Origin of the sequence: Crystallibacter degradans (genome assembly GCF_012952295.1) — a bacterium.
Classification (GTDB): Bacteria; Actinomycetota; Actinomycetes; order Actinomycetales; family Micrococcaceae; genus Crystallibacter; species Crystallibacter degradans.
Genome location: NZ_JABBCH010000007.1, coordinates 61,309 through 78,348, shown reverse-complemented (window position 1 = coordinate 78,348; position 17,040 = coordinate 61,309). Strand labels below are relative to the sequence as shown.

Annotated in this window: 13 protein-coding genes and 2 pseudogenes; 6 read left to right on the top strand and 9 right to left on the bottom strand. The window is 67.1% G+C overall.

Annotated elements, in window-relative coordinates:
* Positions 1-42 precede the first annotated feature (42 nt).
* A complete protein-coding gene (locus HGO92_RS12910) occupies positions 43-1,227 on the bottom strand; it encodes an MFS transporter (protein WP_169995424.1) in 1,185 nt (394 codons plus the stop codon).
* Positions 1,224-2,906 (bottom strand): ATP-binding cassette domain-containing protein, encoded by a 1,683-nt coding sequence (locus tag HGO92_RS12905; RefSeq protein ID WP_169995422.1) that lies wholly within the window; start codon positions 2,904-2,906, stop codon positions 1,224-1,226. Before HGO92_RS12905 ends, HGO92_RS12910 begins: the two co-directional genes overlap by 4 nt.
* A 485-nt stretch (positions 2,907-3,391) precedes the next feature.
* On the opposite strand from HGO92_RS12905, the gene HGO92_RS12900 reads away from it, so the two are divergent.
* Complete coding sequence (locus HGO92_RS12900) at positions 3,392-3,793, top strand: DUF7793 family protein (RefSeq protein WP_169995420.1); 402 nt, start codon at positions 3,392-3,394, stop codon at positions 3,791-3,793.
* Between the two features lie 39 nt (positions 3,794-3,832).
* Here the strand turns inward: HGO92_RS12900 and HGO92_RS12895 are convergent, their stop codons facing one another.
* Together HGO92_RS12895 and HGO92_RS12890 are read right to left on the bottom strand one after the other, a co-directional pair.
* Positions 3,833-6,676, bottom strand: a complete 2,844-nt coding sequence (locus HGO92_RS12895) for a helix-turn-helix transcriptional regulator (RefSeq protein ID WP_169995418.1) — start codon at positions 6,674-6,676, stop codon at positions 3,833-3,835.
* A 70-nt stretch (positions 6,677-6,746) separates the two neighbouring features.
* Entirely contained in the window at positions 6,747-7,574 is an 828-nt protein-coding gene (locus HGO92_RS12890) for a fumarylacetoacetate hydrolase family protein (protein ID WP_169995416.1), read from the bottom strand.
* Between the two features lie 213 nt (positions 7,575-7,787).
* Between HGO92_RS12890 and HGO92_RS12885 the strand changes: the two genes are divergently transcribed.
* Entirely contained in the window at positions 7,788-8,039 is a 252-nt protein-coding gene (locus HGO92_RS12885; RefSeq protein ID WP_169995414.1) for a hypothetical protein, read from the top strand.
* On the opposite strand, the gene HGO92_RS12880 is transcribed toward HGO92_RS12885, so the two are convergent.
* The 3 genes and pseudogenes from HGO92_RS12880 to HGO92_RS23750 form a co-directional block, all read right to left on the bottom strand.
* A complete protein-coding gene (locus tag HGO92_RS12880; RefSeq protein WP_205834467.1) occupies positions 8,036-10,312 on the bottom strand; it encodes a hypothetical protein in 2,277 nt (758 codons plus the stop codon). The two genes, HGO92_RS12885 and HGO92_RS12880, sit on opposite strands and share 4 nt — an antisense overlap.
* Positions 10,313-10,694: 382 nt before the next feature.
* A pseudogene (locus HGO92_RS12875) lies at positions 10,695-11,056 on the bottom strand (LuxR C-terminal-related transcriptional regulator); the annotation flags it as partial.
* A 61-nt stretch (positions 11,057-11,117) separates the two neighbouring features.
* Positions 11,118-11,216: pseudogene (locus tag HGO92_RS23750) on the bottom strand (IS5-like element ISAs34 family transposase); the annotation flags it as partial.
* 173 nt (positions 11,217-11,389) lie between these two features.
* Here HGO92_RS23750 and HGO92_RS12870 point away from each other — a divergent pair.
* Positions 11,390-11,569: a hypothetical protein gene (locus HGO92_RS12870; protein ID WP_169995410.1), complete on the top strand. Its 180-nt coding sequence runs from the start codon at positions 11,390-11,392 to the stop codon at positions 11,567-11,569.
* Positions 11,570-11,617: 48 nt separating this feature from the next.
* Here HGO92_RS12870 and HGO92_RS12865 read toward each other — a convergent pair whose 3' ends face one another.
* Positions 11,618-12,277, bottom strand: coding sequence for a response regulator (locus HGO92_RS12865; RefSeq protein ID WP_169995408.1), 660 nt, complete (start codon positions 12,275-12,277; stop codon positions 11,618-11,620).
* Positions 12,274-13,695, bottom strand: a complete 1,422-nt coding sequence (locus HGO92_RS12860) for a sensor histidine kinase (protein WP_169995406.1) — start codon at positions 13,693-13,695, stop codon at positions 12,274-12,276. Before HGO92_RS12860 ends, HGO92_RS12865 begins: the two co-directional genes overlap by 4 nt.
* 175 nt (positions 13,696-13,870) lie before the next feature.
* Between HGO92_RS12860 and HGO92_RS12855 the strand changes: the two genes are divergently transcribed.
* The 3 genes from HGO92_RS12855 to nagA all read left to right on the top strand — a co-directional run bounded on the left by HGO92_RS12855 (position 13,871) and on the right by nagA (position 16,980).
* Positions 13,871-14,971 carry an FtsX-like permease family protein gene (locus HGO92_RS12855; RefSeq protein ID WP_169995404.1) on the top strand — a complete coding sequence of 367 codons (1,101 nt, stop codon included), beginning with the start codon at positions 13,871-13,873 and terminating at the stop codon, positions 14,969-14,971.
* A 67-nt stretch (positions 14,972-15,038) separates the two neighbouring features.
* On the top strand, positions 15,039-15,731 hold the full coding sequence (locus HGO92_RS12850; protein ID WP_169995402.1) for an ABC transporter ATP-binding protein: 693 nt from the start codon (positions 15,039-15,041) through the stop codon (positions 15,729-15,731).
* 70 nt (positions 15,732-15,801) lie between these two features.
* Positions 15,802-16,980 carry an N-acetylglucosamine-6-phosphate deacetylase gene (gene nagA / locus HGO92_RS12845; RefSeq protein ID WP_169995400.1) on the top strand — a complete coding sequence of 393 codons (1,179 nt, stop codon included), beginning with the start codon at positions 15,802-15,804 and terminating at the stop codon, positions 16,978-16,980.
* Positions 16,981-17,040 lie beyond the last annotated feature (60 nt).

Sequence of the window (17,040 nt, the reverse complement as noted above, 5' to 3'; positions counted from 1 at the left end):
CTGTCCGCAGGAGGCCGGCCAACGGCCAGTGCTGTAGTCGCCTTACCGCCGGACGGGCTCCTGTTCCCGGGCGGCGGGGGCGGTCAGCAGCGAGGCGACCATGAGCACGGCCACCGCAAGCAGGGCGTTGCGGATGCCCACATGCTCACCCAGGAAGCCGAGGAACGGCGGCCCGGCCAAAAACGCGACATAGCCCAGGGTGGAGACGACCGAAACGCGTTCGGCGGCGAAGGCCCGGTCATCGGCCGCCGCGGACATGCCCATCGGGAAGCCCAGCGCGGCGCCCGCGCCCCAGAGGACCGCGCCGAAGATGGCTAGCGGCACCTCCGGAGCGAGGACGAATACCAGCAGGCCCACCAACGCCGTCGTCATGCTCACCCGCAGCACCAGGACGCGGCCCCAGCGGTCGATGAACCGTCCGCCGACCAGCCGCAGTAGCGTCATCGAAGCCACGAAAATGCCGAACAGCACGGCGCCGATGGCCTCGGACGCGCCGAGCCCCACCACGGTGGCCTGGGCGATCCAGTCGTTGGCGGCGCCCTCGGTCAGTGCCGCCCCGAGCACCAGCACACCGATCAGCACGGTGCGCGGTTCCCGCCAGGCGCCGAATTTACCGCGGCGGGGTACGCCGTCGTCGTCGTTAGGTTGTTCCGGCGCATGCGGCAGGAAGTATTTGGGCACGGTGAGGACGGCGACGGCTACCAGCACGGCCATGAACAGCAGGTGCACCGCGAGCTGGATCTGGAGCACGGAGAGCGCCGCCCCGATCATCGCGCCGATGAAGGCGCCCAGGCTGAAGGCGGCATGGAACTGCGGCATGATGGTGCGCAGCAGGCGCCGCTCGACGTCGGCGCCCTCGATATTCTGGGCCACATCCCACCAGGCCACGCCGACGCCGTAGACGAACAAGGCCGCCGCGGCCCCGGGTACGGAGCCCGCGAAGAGCGCCATGGCCAGCCCGACGGCGGCGACTGCCGCCACGGTGCCGCCCGCGCGCACGGTGTTGGCCGTGCCGATGCGCGCCGAAATCGGACCGGCCAGCGGCAGCGAGACCACCGAGCCCAGCCCGAGTGCCAGCAGCAGGGCCCCGATCTGCCCGGCCGAAATCTGCAGCGCGGAGGCGGCTGCGGGAATCCTGGCCGCCCAGCTGGCGAAAACCAGTCCGTTGAGCCCAAAGATGATGAAGGTGGCGTACTTGGCGCCGGCAACGGAACCCGGCTGCCTCATCGCTGGCGGACCACGCGCTCTTCGTCCCAGACCGGCACGTCGCTCTCGTAGACCTTGCCGTCCGAGCCGAAGACCAGGAAGCGGTCGAAGCTGCGGGCGAACCAGCGGTCGTGAGTGACCGCGAGGACCGTGCCCTCGAAGGCGTCGATGGCGCGCTCCAGCGCCTCGGCCGAGTGCAGGTCCAGGTTGTCCGTGGGCTCGTCGAGCAGCAGCAGGGTAGCGCCGGAAAGTTCCAGCAGCAGGATCTGCAGCCGGGCCTGCTGGCCGCCGGAGAGCGAGTCATACTTTTGCTCCGCCTGCTGCGCCAGCCCGTAACGGTCCAGCACTGCGGCCGCGGCCTCCCGGCCAAGGCCGGAGCGGTGTTCGTCGCCGCGGTGCAGGATGTCCACCAAGGTCCGGCCGAGCAGGTCGGGGCGGACGTGGGTCTGCGCGAAGAAACCCGGCCGGATCCGGGCGCCGAGCTTGACCGTGCCGCTGTGCGGAACTTCGGCAATCTCGACCTCGGAGACCGGCACGTGCTCCTTCTCCGGATCCGTGCCGCCGCCGGCCAGCAGCCGCAGGAAGTGCGACTTGCCCGAGCCGTTGGCGCCGAGCACGCCGACGCGGTCGCCGAACCAGATCTCAGTGCTGAACGGCTTCATCAGGCCGGTCAGCTCCAGCTTGCTGGCGACAATGGCGCGCTTGGCCGTGCGGCCGCCCTTGAGCCGCATGTGCACGTTCTGCTCGATGGGCACGGCCTCAGGCGGGCCGGCCTCGAGGAACTTCGCCAGCCGGGTCTGCGCCGCGTGATAACGGTTGGCCATGTCGGAGCGGAAGGCGGCCTTGTTCTTGTACATGTTGACGAGTTCCTTGAGCTTCACGTGCTCCTCGTCCCAGCGCTTGCGCAGCTCCTCGAAGCGGGCATTGCGGTCGGCCCGCGCCTGCAGGTAGCTTTCGAACCCGCCGCCGTGCACCCAGGCAGTGGCGCCGAGGGCACCCGGTTCCAGCGTGACGATCCGGTTGGCGGCGTTGGCCAGCAGCTCCCGGTCGTGGCTGACGAAGAGCACGGACTTTTTGGATTCGTTGAGTTTCCCTTCCAGCCAGCGCTTGCCGGGTACATCCAGGTAGTTGTCCGGCTCGTCGAGCAGCAGGAGCTCGTCCGGACCGGAAAACAGTGCCTCGAGGACCAGTCGCTTCTGTTCGCCGCCGGAGAGGGTCGACGCCGCGCGGTGCTGGGCGCGGTCAAAGGGAATCCCGAGCGCGGCCATGGCGACTTCGTCCCAGACGGTTTCCAGCTCGTAGCCGCCGGCGTCGCCCCAGTCCGCGATTGCCTGGGCGTAGCGCATCTGGGTTGGCTCGTCGTCGTGCTCCATCATGGCCAGTTCGGCCGAATCCACCGCCCTGGCGGCGGCCGCGAGGGCAGGAGGCGCGGCAGTGACCAGCAGGTCACGCACGGTGGTGTCGTCCCGGACCTGGCCGACGAACTGGCGCATGATGCCCATGTTGCCGGAGCGGCTGACCGCGCCCTCGTCCGGGGTCAGATCGCCGGCGATGATGCGCAGCAGGGTGGTCTTGCCGGTGCCGTTCGGTCCGATGAGAGCGGTTTTGGCGCCGTCGCCGACTTTGAAGCCGACGCCGTTGAGCAACTGGCGTCCGTCGGAGAGGAAAAAGTCAATATTGGTCACGTCAAGATGGGCCACCGTTACAGTGTGTCACTTCCGGCGGGCGACGTAGACATTGCCCGGGTCCGGCCGAAGCGGTCCGCGCCCCGCGGCGGAAACGGCCCCGGACAGACGAAATGGCTCAAAGTCAGGCCTCCCCAAGAGCCAACTCACTTCGAGCCATTTCGTATCTGCAGCCGCGAATATCCGGTGCTATGCACCACAACCGGGTCTCCCCAGCCGCCCCCAACGGACTAAGCTGCTGCCGGATCCGGTCCGGTTTCCCGTTCCGCTTCCAACACAATCAATTCTGCTCGGCCATAGAGCGTTTGACCAGCGTTAACCACCCCAGTTAGGAAAAGCTAGGGTGGCTGTGGTTGTTCATGGTCCTGCCGCAGCGGCCGGAAACGCCGCACCGGCCGGTGGCAGCGGACGTGCTCGTACCGTGCGCGGCAGTTTATCGTTACATTTAAGACAGCCGCTCCGCTGCAGCCGAGCGCGCCCCACGCATCCCAGGAGGAGCTATGGAACCGATCGCCATCGAAGGAGACAAAGCCACTCTGGAGCTCACCGGGGACGGGATCCTGAATCTGCGGTGGACCACAGGGGTGCGGATCGAAGCCGAGGACGCCCAGGCGGCGATGCGGGAGGTCAACAACCTCTCCGGCACCGATGAGCACCCAATGCTGGTTGACATGGCGACGACCCAATCCGTGAGCCGGGGTGCCCGTGCGGTCTTCTCGATCCCCTGCGCCGCGAACCGGATAGCACTGCTGGGAAAATCCGCCGTGGACCGGGTCATCGCGAACTTTTTCCTCGGCGTACATACCCCGCCGTGCCCCACGCGGTTCTTCAATTCACGGTCCGAGGCCATGGCGTGGCTACAGCAGGGGCAGGACATGGCTCACGACGGCGCCGCCGGCTGAATCCGCTGCTCCACCGGCTGAACGTGCCCCCAACCGCGCCTAATCGCGGGCGTCGACGAGGCCGGCGAGCGCCTTGCGCGAAGAGATGCCTAGCTTGGAGAAGGACCGGGACAGATGCCACTCCACGGCCTTGATGGTGATGAACAATTCTGCGGCGATCTGCCGGTTGGTCATGCCCTTGGCAGCCAGCGAGCAGACTCGGGTCTCCGCGGCCGTCAGCCGGTCCGCCTTGTTCTCCGCGATCAGCGGCAGCCGTGCATCATGGGCGGCCAGCAGCTCGGTCATGCGCCGCGCCACGGCGGCCGCGCCGATGCGGTTGCCCAGCACCAGTGCCTTGCGGCCTGCCGCCAGGGCCTCCTGCCGGTGCGCTGACAGCTTGTCCGCGTCCTCCCCCGCGAGGCAGATTTCGGCCAGATCCGCCAAGGCGAGGGCCTGGTCGTAGCGCCCCTCGTTCGCCTCCAGCAGGCCGATGGCCTCGCGGAGCATCAGCACGGCGGTTTCCGGTGGCTGCGCGAGCGCCGCCACCCGCAGCGTCATGCCCGTCAGCCGGGGTGCGCCGAAGGCGCGGACCTTGTCCAACGCTTCCTCTGCCACCGCCGCGGCATACTCCTTCTGACCCAGGCGCACCGCGCTTTCCACCGCGCTCCGGGTCCAGGCGCTCAAGGTCGGTCCCAGCCCCACGGCCAGATCCATCGCGGCCGTAAAGTGTTCCAGCGCGGACTTGTGGTCACCGTGCGCGGCCAGCACCGTTCCGTGCAGCTGCAGCGCCATGGCCTGGACCAGCGGAACACGTTTTTCGTCCAGTGGAACCTTGGCCAGCAGGGCATCCGCCGCCTCCAGGTCGTCGCGAGCGACGTAAACACTGGCGAGCACGAACGCGGCCACTTCAATGTAGGTGCGCCAGCCGGCATCCGCGGCGCGCATGCTGGCCTCCAGATCCACCTGTGCCAACCGCAGCCGGCCGCGGTTCAGGTGGATGGACCCGCGGCAGTAAGCCAGGGTGGCGTGCGCCATCAGCGACGACTTGGACCGTGCTTCGGCAATGGCCGCGTCCAGCAATTCCAGGGCGTCCGCGTCCCGCTCCGCACCGTTGAGGGCGCCGGTCAGGAAATTGATGATGCTGGACTCGGCCCCGTTTTCGGCCAGGATGAGACCGCCCGCGTAGCCGCGGACCGCCAGCTCCCCGCTCAGCGCCGCGTCCGTGCCGCTAATGGTCAGGCGCAGTGCCTCCTGCACCAGCAGCAGCCGGTCCCCCGGCCCGTCCTCGGACGGGTCCCGGTTCAGGATCCCGGCGAGCTCGGACGAATACTGCGCGGCGATCTGCAGTTGCTGGAAACCCGCGCCGGCTGCCAACGCAATCACCCGCCGTCGTAAATCGCCATGGTCGCCCGGGTCGTTTTCGAGTTCCTTCAGCGCCTTGCCGAAGCACTCCGAGGCACGTTCCACCTCGTTCATGCCGTAGAGCACTTCAGCGTGGCCGACCAGCAGCTCCACCCGGCAGACTGTTCCTTCGGTCAGTTCCAACGCGTCCTCAGCGAGCCTCGCAGCGGTCTGCGAATCACCCGCGCCCTGATGCGCGTACGTGGCCTCGACCAGCAGCTCCTGCCGCAGGTGGTTCGGCAGCGCGGACTCCTGCAGCGCCCGGTCTGCCAGCTGGGCGGCGAGCGCGTAGGCGCCCTGGCGGCGTGCCTGCGCGGCAGCGGCGAGCAGGATCCGGGCACCGTCCTCGTCGCCGTCCGGCAACGTCTCCAGCAGGTAGCCGGCAATCAGGGCCGGCTGCGCGCCTTCGGCCATCAATACGCCGGCCGCGCTCCGGTACAGGGCCGAAACCTCTTCATCGCCCAGATCCGCCAACAAGGCCTCCGCCACGAGCGCATGCTGGATGGCCGGCCGCGGCTTCACCGAGGCCAGGAACCGTTCTTCCTCCAGCCTGGCCAGCGACTCGTTTAGTTCCGCGGTCCGCAGCTCCAGCATGGCCTTCAGCCGTGCTGCGCTGGTGTCTTCGCCAAGAACGACGACGCCGCCGAGCACGTTTCGGTCCAGCGCCCCGAGCCGGTGCAGCCGGTCCCGCAGCACGGCTGCCTCATTGGGCGAAGCTTCGGCGGGCCTGGCCAGCGGCTGGTCCCGCTCGAGCAGTTCGTGGATGAAGAACGGCACTCCGCCGCTCGCGGCCTGGACCCGGGCCGCGTTGACCTGGACGTTGCTTTCCTGCCGCTCCAGAATCCAGTTCTCAATGGCCTTCTGGCTCAGCGGCTCCAGCTGCCAGTGCAGGGGAACGCTGGAGGGAACCTGAGGTTCGCGGTCGGAAATCCGGTCCCCTTCCAGCAACGCGCTTGTGTCGATGCCCTCGGGATGTTCGGCGCCGGGTCCGGTCCGGACGCCGCGCAGCAGGAGCACGGGGACGTCGATCAGCAGGCTGCCGATATCCAGAAGGGCGCCGAGGGAGAGTTCGTCGAGCCACTGGGCGTCATCCACCACGGCGATCACTGGCCGGTCCTGGCTCAGCGAGCGCAGCACCCACGAGGCCGAATAGCTCAGGGCCTCGCTCTGGGCCGGAATGCCGGTGGTGGTCAGGAACTTGTGCAGCAGCGCGCCCTGGCCGTCAAAGGGCGGCGCATCCGCGGGCAGCCGCTGGGCCAACGGGGCGAACCACTGCCACAGCATGGCTCCGGGCAGCTGCCGCCGGGCATCCCCGCGGGCACGCAGGATCTTCCAGTCGCGGGCCTGCGCATCGCGGCAGATTTCGTCCAGCAGCGAGGTCTTGCCGATGCCTGCCGGGCCGCTGACCGTCAGCTCCGTATTGCGGCCGGACGCGACGGTGTCCGCGAGCGTTTGCCAATGAGCAAGTTCGCGGTCCCGACCGAATAACCGTGTCTGCCCCATCGTTCGATACTACGGCCGCCTTAGGACATTTACGACGGAGTGACTCGAAAGTGACATTCGCGAAGCCTGATTATCCGGCCGTCGGCTCGGCGACGCACTTGTTGCGCAGCTCGCCGATTCCCTCGATCCGGGTCACTAGTTCCGCACCGACCGGAATCCACTCGCGGGGCTTGCGCGCCAGACCGACCCCGGCCGGCGTGCCGGTGGCGATGATGTCGCCCGGCTCCAAGGTCATGAACTCGCTGATGTAGGAGACCAGCTTGGCGCAGGAGAAGATCAGATCCGATGTCGTGCCGGACTGCTTGACGACGCCGTCCAGCTCGCACTCCACGGCCAGGCCGTCCGCCGGGTCGATTTCATCCGCCGTCACTACGACTGGGCCCACCGGCGTCATCCGGTCCCAGTTCTTGCCCTGGAACCACTCGGACGTGCGGCCCTGCCAGTCCCGCACGGAGACGTCGTTCATCACCGTGTACCCGAGGATGGCGTCGCGGGCTGCGGCCTCGTCCACTTTGCGGATTGTTTTGCCGATCACGATGGTCAGCTCGGCCTCCCAGTCGATCTTGCGGCTGGCTTCGGGCATCTGCACGTCATCGTTGGGACCCACCAGCGCGTTGTGCATCTTGGTGAAGATCGTGGGGTGCTTCGGCACGTCCTGGCCGACTTCTTCGGCGTGTGCGTAGTAGTTCAGTCCGGCGCAAAGGATCTTGCCGGGGCGAAGGATGGGCGTGTCCAGGTCGGCGGCAGCCGGTTCCTGTCCTTCTTCGCCGGCAAGGGTGCGCCAGTCCTCGCGCAGCAGGAGCTCTCCGACGTCGTTGGCCGGAAGGTAGGTGGTGGCGCCGTTCTCCTGCCGGAACGCCTGCGTTGTCCCATTCCGCCGTACTGTACCCAGTCGCATCCATAACCTCCTGCAGGCAGCTGCACACCGCCGTCGTCCATTGTTTGTGCGGTAATGCCCGCTCCACCGCACAATATATCGCTTTCGCACGGAAGCCCTGCAGCGAAGCGGCCGGGCCCGAACGATAACGGGTCGGCACAATTTTGCGCCGGCCGGGTCCAAACAGGGCCGGGAGGGTTCATAATGGTCCAACTCGGTGACAGGAGGGCCGTTATGTTATTCCTTTCGACCTCGGAAGCCCTGCTCTGGCCGCAACTGCGCAAACTGGAACCGGGCCAACGGATGCGTCTTCGCCGTGGCGTCGTGATCGGGCGGGCCAGGGACGGCAGGGCCTACCTCGACGGCGCCTTCCGGATGCTTGTTACCGGCCCGTCTGCCGAACCCTGCGGTCCCTGGTGCCGGCTCGGCTCGTCGGCCGAAGCCAGCACGCAGGAAAACGATTCGCAGGACGCGCGAGCGTCCTAATCGAAGGTCACGGTCAGCTTGTCGCCGTCGATGGACACCGCGCCGTTAAACAGGAGTCCCCGGGTGGTCTCCTGCTGCTTCCATTCCTCCCGGTCATCGGTGAAGGAGACGTTCTCCTCGTAATTTAGCGAGACTTCGCCGTTCCGGGCGGTCAGCATTAATCCGTCGTCCAGCCAACTCCGCGAGACGTCGTACTCCGGCTCGGTCTCCAGTTTCCAGCTGATCGCGCGGTAGTTTTCGTCGTCCCGCCAGGCGAAGGCAGCATTGGGGCAACCCTGGGGCTGCAGCTCCTTTGCCTCGATGCATTTGGCGAGATAGGCGTTCGCCTGTGCAGCAGCATCTGCTGCCACCGCGTCCGTCATCGCCTGTTCGAAGACCGCTGTCTCGGGCTGCGCACTGCTGTCGACCGGCACCCGGACGGCCTGCTCGGAACCGTAGCTGATGTACTTGGTTCCTTCCGGCGCCGAGACCACATAGTCGCCCGGCAAGACCGGAACGAGGGCCCGGACGCCACCCTGGAAGTCCTCCTGGCCGCCGGCGATTTCCACCGCGACGCCGTTGACCTTGATGTCCTGCCGGCCTGCCGGCAGCTCCAGCGGCAAGCTCCAGCTCCCGCCGGACGCGATGCGCCAGTCCTTGAAGACGACGGCCGTTCGGCCCTCCTGCTCTAGCTCGAAAGTCAGCGGTGTTGTCTTTGCGTCTTGGACGACGTCGGCGACGACCATCGCTGTATCTTCTGTTGTCACCACGTCCCGGATGCTGAAGCCCGTGATGCGGTTCTCCGCCGCCGCGAAGATCTCATCGTTAAAGAGGACGCGCTCCGCCGTGGCAACGTTCGGGTCCAGCAGGGCGGTTGCGGTAGAGGCTTCGCCGTTCTGCAGCGCCGTGAGGTACTGCTCCACCTTTGCCTGAGGTCCATAAGCGCCGGTTGCCAAGATGTTGTAGGCAATACCGGCCCCGATTCCGACCACGGCAACGGCTCCAACAGACCAAGCGGCGATCTTGAGGCGCTTCTTTGCCGAGGCCGACAGCGGCGTCGGCTGGTTTTCGGCCGGGCCTGGCCTTCCCGCAGCGGCAGAGTCCGCCACGGGATGTGCCGCGGCCGGGGTGACGGAACCGACGCTCATGACCGCGCCGGACGGAGCTCCCGCGGTCAGAAAACCGCGCATCTTTGCAGGGGCATAGGGGGCGAGTGTGGGCGCAAGATATCTGGCTGATACCTCAATGATTCCACCCCAGATGCCCATAACCAGGAAGGTCCAGCCTGCCAATCCCATGGCGCCGGAGAAGGAGATGAAACTGCCGGCAGCCGTGGCCACGATCGTGGTCATCAGTCCCACTGCCGCCCCGCCACAGGCGAAAACAACGGGCAGGGTCAGCCACGAGTACCATCCCTCAAGTGCATTACGGCCGGTTCCCCGGCGCTGCGACCACAGCAAAGACGCGGCGAGCGCGGCAAGCACCGTCAGCAGCAGCAACAATGCCGCCTGCCACCACCCGGCTTCGAAAACATAGGTGGTTTCGGGTTGGCCGAACACGTTCAGGCCGGAGAGGTGTCCCGCCCCATACGCCCACGCGGCAGCGGTAGGGAGCCACAAGGGGGCGGTGAAGGCTGCTGCCGTGCCGCCTTCCGTTGCTGCTGCGACAAAAAGCACCATACCCGCCACCGTCATGTAAGCCAGAAGGTGCCACCCGAAAACACGCACCGCTTGGGCCGTCCGAACAACAGCATGCCCAGTGGCCGACGCTGCCGGTAGCGTCTTGGTTCTGCCCGCATGGCGTCCGGCAACACTACAGACTGCGCCGATGACAAACGCCCCGAGAAACAACCAGGCCGAGGCGCTGTCAATGCTGAGTGTGACAGCCTCCATTTCGCTGCGCACCGCCATCAGGATTGCTAGCCCGACGGCAATCACGGCAAGTGCCAGTCCTGTGGTGGCGGCGAGAATCCAGCGTTGGCTTGTCCGGACCACGCCGGCCTTCCGTTCAAAATGCCTGCCGAGCCACCACAGGCTGAGGGCTGCAAGGACCGTCAGCAGCACTGGCACGGCCCAAACCTCGCCGCGCATGCTCAGGAACATTCCCAGGACGCCAGCCTCCCCGGAAGCACTTACCGGGCCAAGGAAAGCCATCCCGACCAACAGGAACGGCAGGGTGAAGATCATCCCGACACCGCTCTCCATCGGGTCCACGCCGATGGCTTCCTGCGCGGACTGGCCCAGATCGCTCCCCGCTCCAGACATCAGCGAACCCGCCACTGCCAGCAGGAGCACTAAGACAGATCCGCCCAGAACAATTCCATAAGTGATTGCTGCCGAAGCCACTGCCTTGAGCCAATGCTGTTTACCGAGACCGTCAAACGGACCGCGTTCTGCAGCAGGGCTCGGCACTGAATGTCCAGCCGGTTCGGAGACAGTTGCTGGAGCCTGCTTTGGCCGCGGTGGAAGTGAGTCATGCAGTTCCGCGCCGTGCGCGGGCATACCGGAAGGGCCGGTGTTCATAAAAGTTCCCCTGAAAGAGACGAAGTGAAGAGACTGGACTAAGTGGAGCGATTGGTGAATCGTTTCTACCGTAACCAGCAGGTATGACGTTTATGCACTGGGTTACCCCCACTGTGGATAAACGTTGCCGGACGTCGGACCGGTTCGCGGCGAGTCAGGCCGGGCGAATGATGCGGCGCTTGGTGGCTTCGGCGATGGCGGCCGTGTGGTTGTCCACGCCGAGCTTGGCGTAAATGTGCACCAGACGGGTCTTGACGGTGGCCTCGGAGATGAAGAGCTTGCGGGCAATCTCCTTGTTCGGCATGCCGGTGGCCAGCAGTTCCACCAACTGGACTTCGCGGGCGCTGAGGGCAGGTTCGGGGTTGGGGATCCGGCCCATCAGGCGGGCCGCGACCTCCGGCGCCAGTGCGGTGCGGCCGACCGCGGCGGCCAGGCCTCGCGGATCTGCTCCGGCGGGGCGTCCTTGAGCATGCCGGTGCCCATCTGCAGGTCCATTAGCACCACATCCGCGGGCTCCTTAGATCCTTGAGCCAGATGGTGATGGCTCTGAGAACGGCTGCGCCGCGGTGTTTGCGGTTTGCTCCTGGTCGCTGCGTTCGGGGATCACTGCGTGAATACAGGGTCGGCGCAGCAGTTCCCGGATCGCCATGGATGAGTAGACTTTGTCGGCCAACGCGCGGTCCGGGCCGGGTCTTTGCCCGGCCAGGTACGCGATCTTCCAGGAATAGCAGCGGCTGATGGCGGTTCATAAATGCGAAATCTAGTCGAGGGAAGATGATCATTCCGGCTAGAGTTGTTGCCGCTGCCTCAGCGACGAGGCGGGAATTCAATCAAAGAAAGCAACGACGCATGAACTTTGAATCGCACTCCGTGACGCTCAAGATCTGGGACCGCTCGACCACGAACGAATCGCTGGATGCCGCAGTCGCCGACGTCGCCCTGAGGGCAAACGTCTCGAAGGATCTGGTCAGAGTCACACGGAGCGGGCCCAAAGTCTTCACGATCGGTGTCGCCAGCGACCTGTCATAGGACGCCTTAACCGACATTGCTGGGCGCAACCGGCTGACCCTGCGAGAGTCAGGACGGGCGGATGATCCAGCGCTTGGTGGCCTCGGCGATGGCGGCGGTACGGTTGTCCACGCCGAGCTTGGCGTAAATGTGCACGAGGTGGGTCTTGACTGTGGCTTCGGAGATGAAGAGCTTGCGGGCAATTTCCTTGTTCTGCATGCCGGTAGCCAGCAGTTCGACCAGTTGGACTTCGCGGGCGCTGAGCGCGGGCTCGGGGTTGCGGATCCGGCCCATCAGGCGGGCCGCGACTTCCGGTGCCAGCGCGGTCCGGCCGCCCGCGGCGGCCAGGACTGCTTCGCGGATCTGCTCCGGCGGAGCGTCCTTAAGCATGTAGCCGGCGGCTCCGGCCTCCACGGCGGCGAGGATGTCCGCGTCAGTGTCGTAAGTGGTCAGAATGAGGACCGGCGGGGCGGCTTTCCCGGCGTCGCCGTTGGCCTTGATCCGCGCTGTCGCCGTCACCCCGTCCATACCGGCACCCATCTGCAGGTCCATCAGCACCACATCCGCGGGCTCGCCGAGGGCGGCCAGACGGTCCAGTTCCTTCAGCGCGGCAGCACCGTCCGCGGCTTCGGCCGCCACGGTCATGCCTTCGAAGTCGGAGAGCATGGCCCGCAGCCCCGCGCGCACCACGGGATGGTCGTCGACCAGCAGAATCCTGATCCCGCTCACTCCCGCTCCTCCCCCGTGCCGGTGCGCAGCGGCAGCCGGATGGCCACCACGGTTCCCTCACCCGGCGCGGATTCCAGGTCCAGCCGGCCGTTGAGCGCGGCAACCCGTTCCCGCAGCGTCAGCAGGCCGAAGCCACCGCCTCCGCCGCCGTCGCTGTCTCTCTCCCCGTCCCCAGTCACCGCAGAAGAACCAAGGCCCGTACCGCCGTCGTACTTTGACGGATCAAAGCCTACGCCGTCGTCGTAAATATCCAGTGTCACGTCTTCGTCCAGGAAACCCAGAGTAACGACGGCGGTGCGCGCCTTCGCATGCGCCAGCACGTTCGCCAGGCTCGCTTGCGCCGCCCGGAGCAGCGTGACCTCGTACGGGGCGGGCAGCCAGACGCTGTCGCCGTCGAGGTTGAAACGGCAGCGCAGCTGGTCCCCCCGCGCCGCGGCGTGCCGCTCGGTGGCGGAACACAGCCGGGCCAGGCCGTCGGCCAGGGCGCTGGCACCGTCTTCCCGCGGTTCCAGCTGAGGGGAGGACAGGCCGCGGATGAAGCGCCGGGCTTCGGCAAGGTTCTCCGAGGCCGTGGACTGGGCCAGGCGGATGCGCTCGGCTGCCGTCGCGGTGTCGCCGGCGTCCAGCGCACTAACGGCACCGCGCGAGACCAGCACGATGCTGGACAGGCCCTGGGCAAGGGTGTCGTGGATTTCCCGAGCGAGCCGGCCGCGTTCGGCGAGCACCCCGGCGTCGTGCTGGGATTGGGCCAGTTCAGCGCGGGTACGGCGGAGCTCAGCGAGCGCGCGCCGCTGGTTCTCGCCGTCGAGATACAGCGCCCGGTACGCCATGGCCATGAACACGGCGAACACCGCGCCCACCATCGGCCCGATCAGCATCGCCGGCTCCAGCTGGCCGTTGTGCCACCACTGGGACAGAATCACCACGCCGGTCAGCATGGCCACGGCGAACACGGCGTGGGCGGTTTTGAGCACGTGCAGGTGCAGGAAGAACAGCGGGAAGGCCAGCCAGACGAAATTCCCGCTGACCGCCACGAGCGCTACCCAGAGCACGGTCACCAGCGCCAGCCAGGCCGCCCCGTAGCGGCGCGGATCCGGGCCGGTCCCGGTGGTGCTGTGCCGTTTCTCGACGATCGTGCCGGCTAGGTAGACGCCGGCCAGCAGGATCCCCAGCAGCAAGGCGAGCCAACTCAGCGGTGCATGCGGTGCGTTGATGAGTGTCAGGACGACGGCGAAGGCGAGCAGTCCTGCGAAGCCGGTGTGCAGCCCGATCCGCAGCACACGGAGCACCAAGGCACCCGCCGACGGCTGAACGGGCCCGGATTCTGCAGGTGCTCGGCCGGACTGGCTCGCTTCGGCGAAGCCGGGCCCGGACCCGGGCCAGGCCTCGGTCTCGGCAGGCTCGGTCGGGACAGACATGCTCCCAGCGTAGCCACCACACGGGCAACGGGCATCAACCATTCGGTTGACGGTGGAATCAACCCTCTGTCCGCGGCGGATCAACCGGTTCCGCGATGTGCCCGCGAGGCTTCCGCGAAAGGCTGGATACAGCGGCCGAACGGCGGCCAGTACTCCACTGAAAGAAGGAAACATCGTGTTTTTGGCACTGCGGGACATCCGGTTCGCGAAGGGCCGATTCGCCCTGATGGGAACCGTAGTGGCCCTGATTACCCTGCTGCTGGTCATGCTCTCCGGCCTCACGGCGGGCCTGGGCAACCAGTCCATCTCCGCCATCGCCGGGCTGGCCCCAGCGGCCAACACCGTGGCATTCGGCGCGCCGGAAGGAAACGAGGCGAAGGCTTCCTACACAGAGTCGCAGATTACCCGGGACCAGCTGGACACCTGGCAGCAGGCGGACGGGGTGGAGCATGCCGAGGCCTTCGGCGTCGCGCAGACCCGTTTCTCCGCCGGCGGCACCACTAACGTGGCGGTCTTCGGTGTCGAGCCCGGCGGCAGGCTCGCCCCCGCCCCCGTTGCGGACGGGACGGTGATCCTCAGCCAGACCATTGCGGACGAGCTGGACGTTGCCGCGGGAAACACCGCGGAGGTTGCCGGCCGGCAGCTGCTGGTCTCCGCCGTCGTCGATGACCAGTGGTACTCCCACACGCCGGTGGTCTGGACCTCGCTGGAGCAGTGGCAGAAGATAGCCCATATTAACGACGGCGGGGCCGCCGACGGTCCGATCGCCACCGCAGTTGCGGTGCAGCTGGCGGACGGAGATGCGGCCGGAGCCGCCGCCACGGCAGCCAACGAGGCAGCCGGTACCGTGACCACTTCCGTGACCGGTTCGTTCCAGGCACTGGGTTCGTACAAGAGCGAGAACGGCTCGCTGCTGATGATGCAGGCCTTCCTCTACGGGATCTCGGCGCTGGTGATTGTCGCCTTCCTGACCGTCTGGACCATCCAGCGCACGCGGGACATTGCGGTGCTCAAGGCCATGGGCGGCTCGGACGGCTACCTGCTGCGCGACGCCCTGACCCAAGCCGCGATCGTCCTGGTTGCCGGGGCCGCCGTCGGTGGTGGCGTGGGCGTTCTGGGCGGCTACTTCGCTGCCCAGGCCGCGCCGTTCCTGCTTACCGCGGCCAGCACAGTGCTGCCAATCGCCGGCATCGTGCTCCTGGGCATGGCCGGGGCCGTCGTCGCGGTCCGCCGCGTGACCAAGGTGGATCCCCTGACCGCGCTCGGCGGCAACTGAGCCTCCGGCGCAACTGAGCCCCAGCCACTTCTCGAAATCCGCACTCTCCAGCTAAAGGACAACAGCCATGACTGCAGTACTGAACCTCGTCAACACCACCCTCGAGTACCCGGACGGCGATTCCACGGTCACTGCCCTGGACAGCGTCAACCTGTCCGCCAGGGCCGGCACCATCACCTCGCTCGCCGGCCCTTCGGGCTCCGGCAAGTCCTCGTTGCTCGCCGTTGCCGCCACGCTGATCCGGCCGACGTCGGGACTCGTCCTCCTCGACGGCGTCGATGCCACGGCCCTCTCAGCGCGGGAAACGGCCGTCCTGAGGCGTGAATCCATTGGCATCATCTTCCAGCAGCCCAACCTGCTCGCCTCGCTGACCGCCGTCGAGCAGCTGCAAATCGCGGAGCACCTGCGCGGCGGGTCGCCGAAGAAGTCGAAGGCCCGGGCCCTGGAACTGCTGGACGTGGTGGGCCTCGCTGATTCCGCGCGGCGCCGCCCGCACCAGCTTTCCGGCGGGCAGCGCCAGCGGGTCAACATTGCCCGCGCCCTGATGGGTGAGCCGAAGCTGCTGCTGGTGGACGAGCCGACGGCGGCGCTGGACCACGAACGCTCCGAGGCGATTGTCCGGCTGCTCGTCCGGGTGACCCGGGAGTTCAAGGTGGCCACGGTGATGGTCACCCACGACACCGAATACATCCCGCTGACCGACGCGGTCGCCACCATGCGCGACGGCAAACTCACTGCGCTGGAACAAGTCGCCGTTTAGCACCTGACGCTCTACTGTCGAGGTAAGCCAGTCCTTTCCGATGTGCTGATCCCGGAGAACAGTGAGGCCCATGCGCACCGTCATCCATTCCGCCCGCCGCATCGCCGATGGGAAGATCGTCGCCGGTTCCTGGGTGCTCCTTGAGGACGGCCGAATTACCGACGCCGGAACCGGCAGTTGGTCCGGAACCGTTGCCGGCCAGGGGGTTGCAGGGATTCGGGAGGTCGACGCCGCCGGTGCCTATCTGGTGCCGGGGTTCGTGGACATACACTGCCATGGCGGCGGCGGCGGTTCGTTTGACGACGGCGACACCTCCCGCGGCCCGCTCACCCACCTGGCCCACGGCACCACCACCCTCCTCGGCTCGCTGGTCACCAACCCGCTCGAGGTCTTGGAGGCCACACTCCGCCGGCTGGCGGCGGACGCTGCGGCCAGCGCGACGGTGAAGGGCTTCCACCTTGAGGGACCATTCCTCGCGGCCAGCCACTGCGGCGCCCACAATCCAAGCTTCCTCGCGGCGCCCACGGTTGAAGCCGTGGACCGGCTTGTCGAAGCCGGCGGCGGCTTTTTGCGGCAGGTGACCATCGCCCCGGAACTGGACCCCGGTTTTGCCGCCATCCGCCGACTGGTCGACCACAAGGTGGGGGTCGCCGTCGGACATACGGACGCGGACTATGCCACTGCCCGCGCTGCTTTCGACGCCGGCGCCAGCATCCTCACCCATGCCTTCAACGCCATGAACGGCCTGCACCACCGCGCGCCCGGCCCGGTCGCCGCGGCGTTCGACTCACCCCACGTCACCCTGGAACTGATCGCTGACGGGCACCACGTCGATGACGCGATGCTCCGGCTGGCGTTTCAAGCCGCTCCGGGCCGGGTTGCCATGATCACCGACGCCATGGCGGCGGCAGGCTGCGGGGACGGCAGCTACCATCTTGGTTCGCTCCCCGTTGAAGTGAACGACGGCGTTGCCCGGCTGCCCCACGAAGGTCCCATCGCCGGCAGCACGCTCACGATGGATGCAGCGCTGCGGCGTGCCGTTGCGGCCGGAATCCCGCTGCCGATGGCCGTGGCCGCAGGCACCTCGGTACCAGCCCGCGCGGCCGGTCTGGACGGCGATGGTGCAGGTACTATCGCCGTCGGTTCGCCGGCGGACCTGATCCTGCTGGACCAGAACCTGCGGCCGCACAGGATCTGGCGGGCGGGAGAAGAGCTGCCAGCAGCAAAGGAGCCGGGCCTGCAGGACTAACCATTCCGGCTCCGATGGAGCCTGCCGGGCAGCCCGGCTCCCGACCCACCCGCTCGGCAG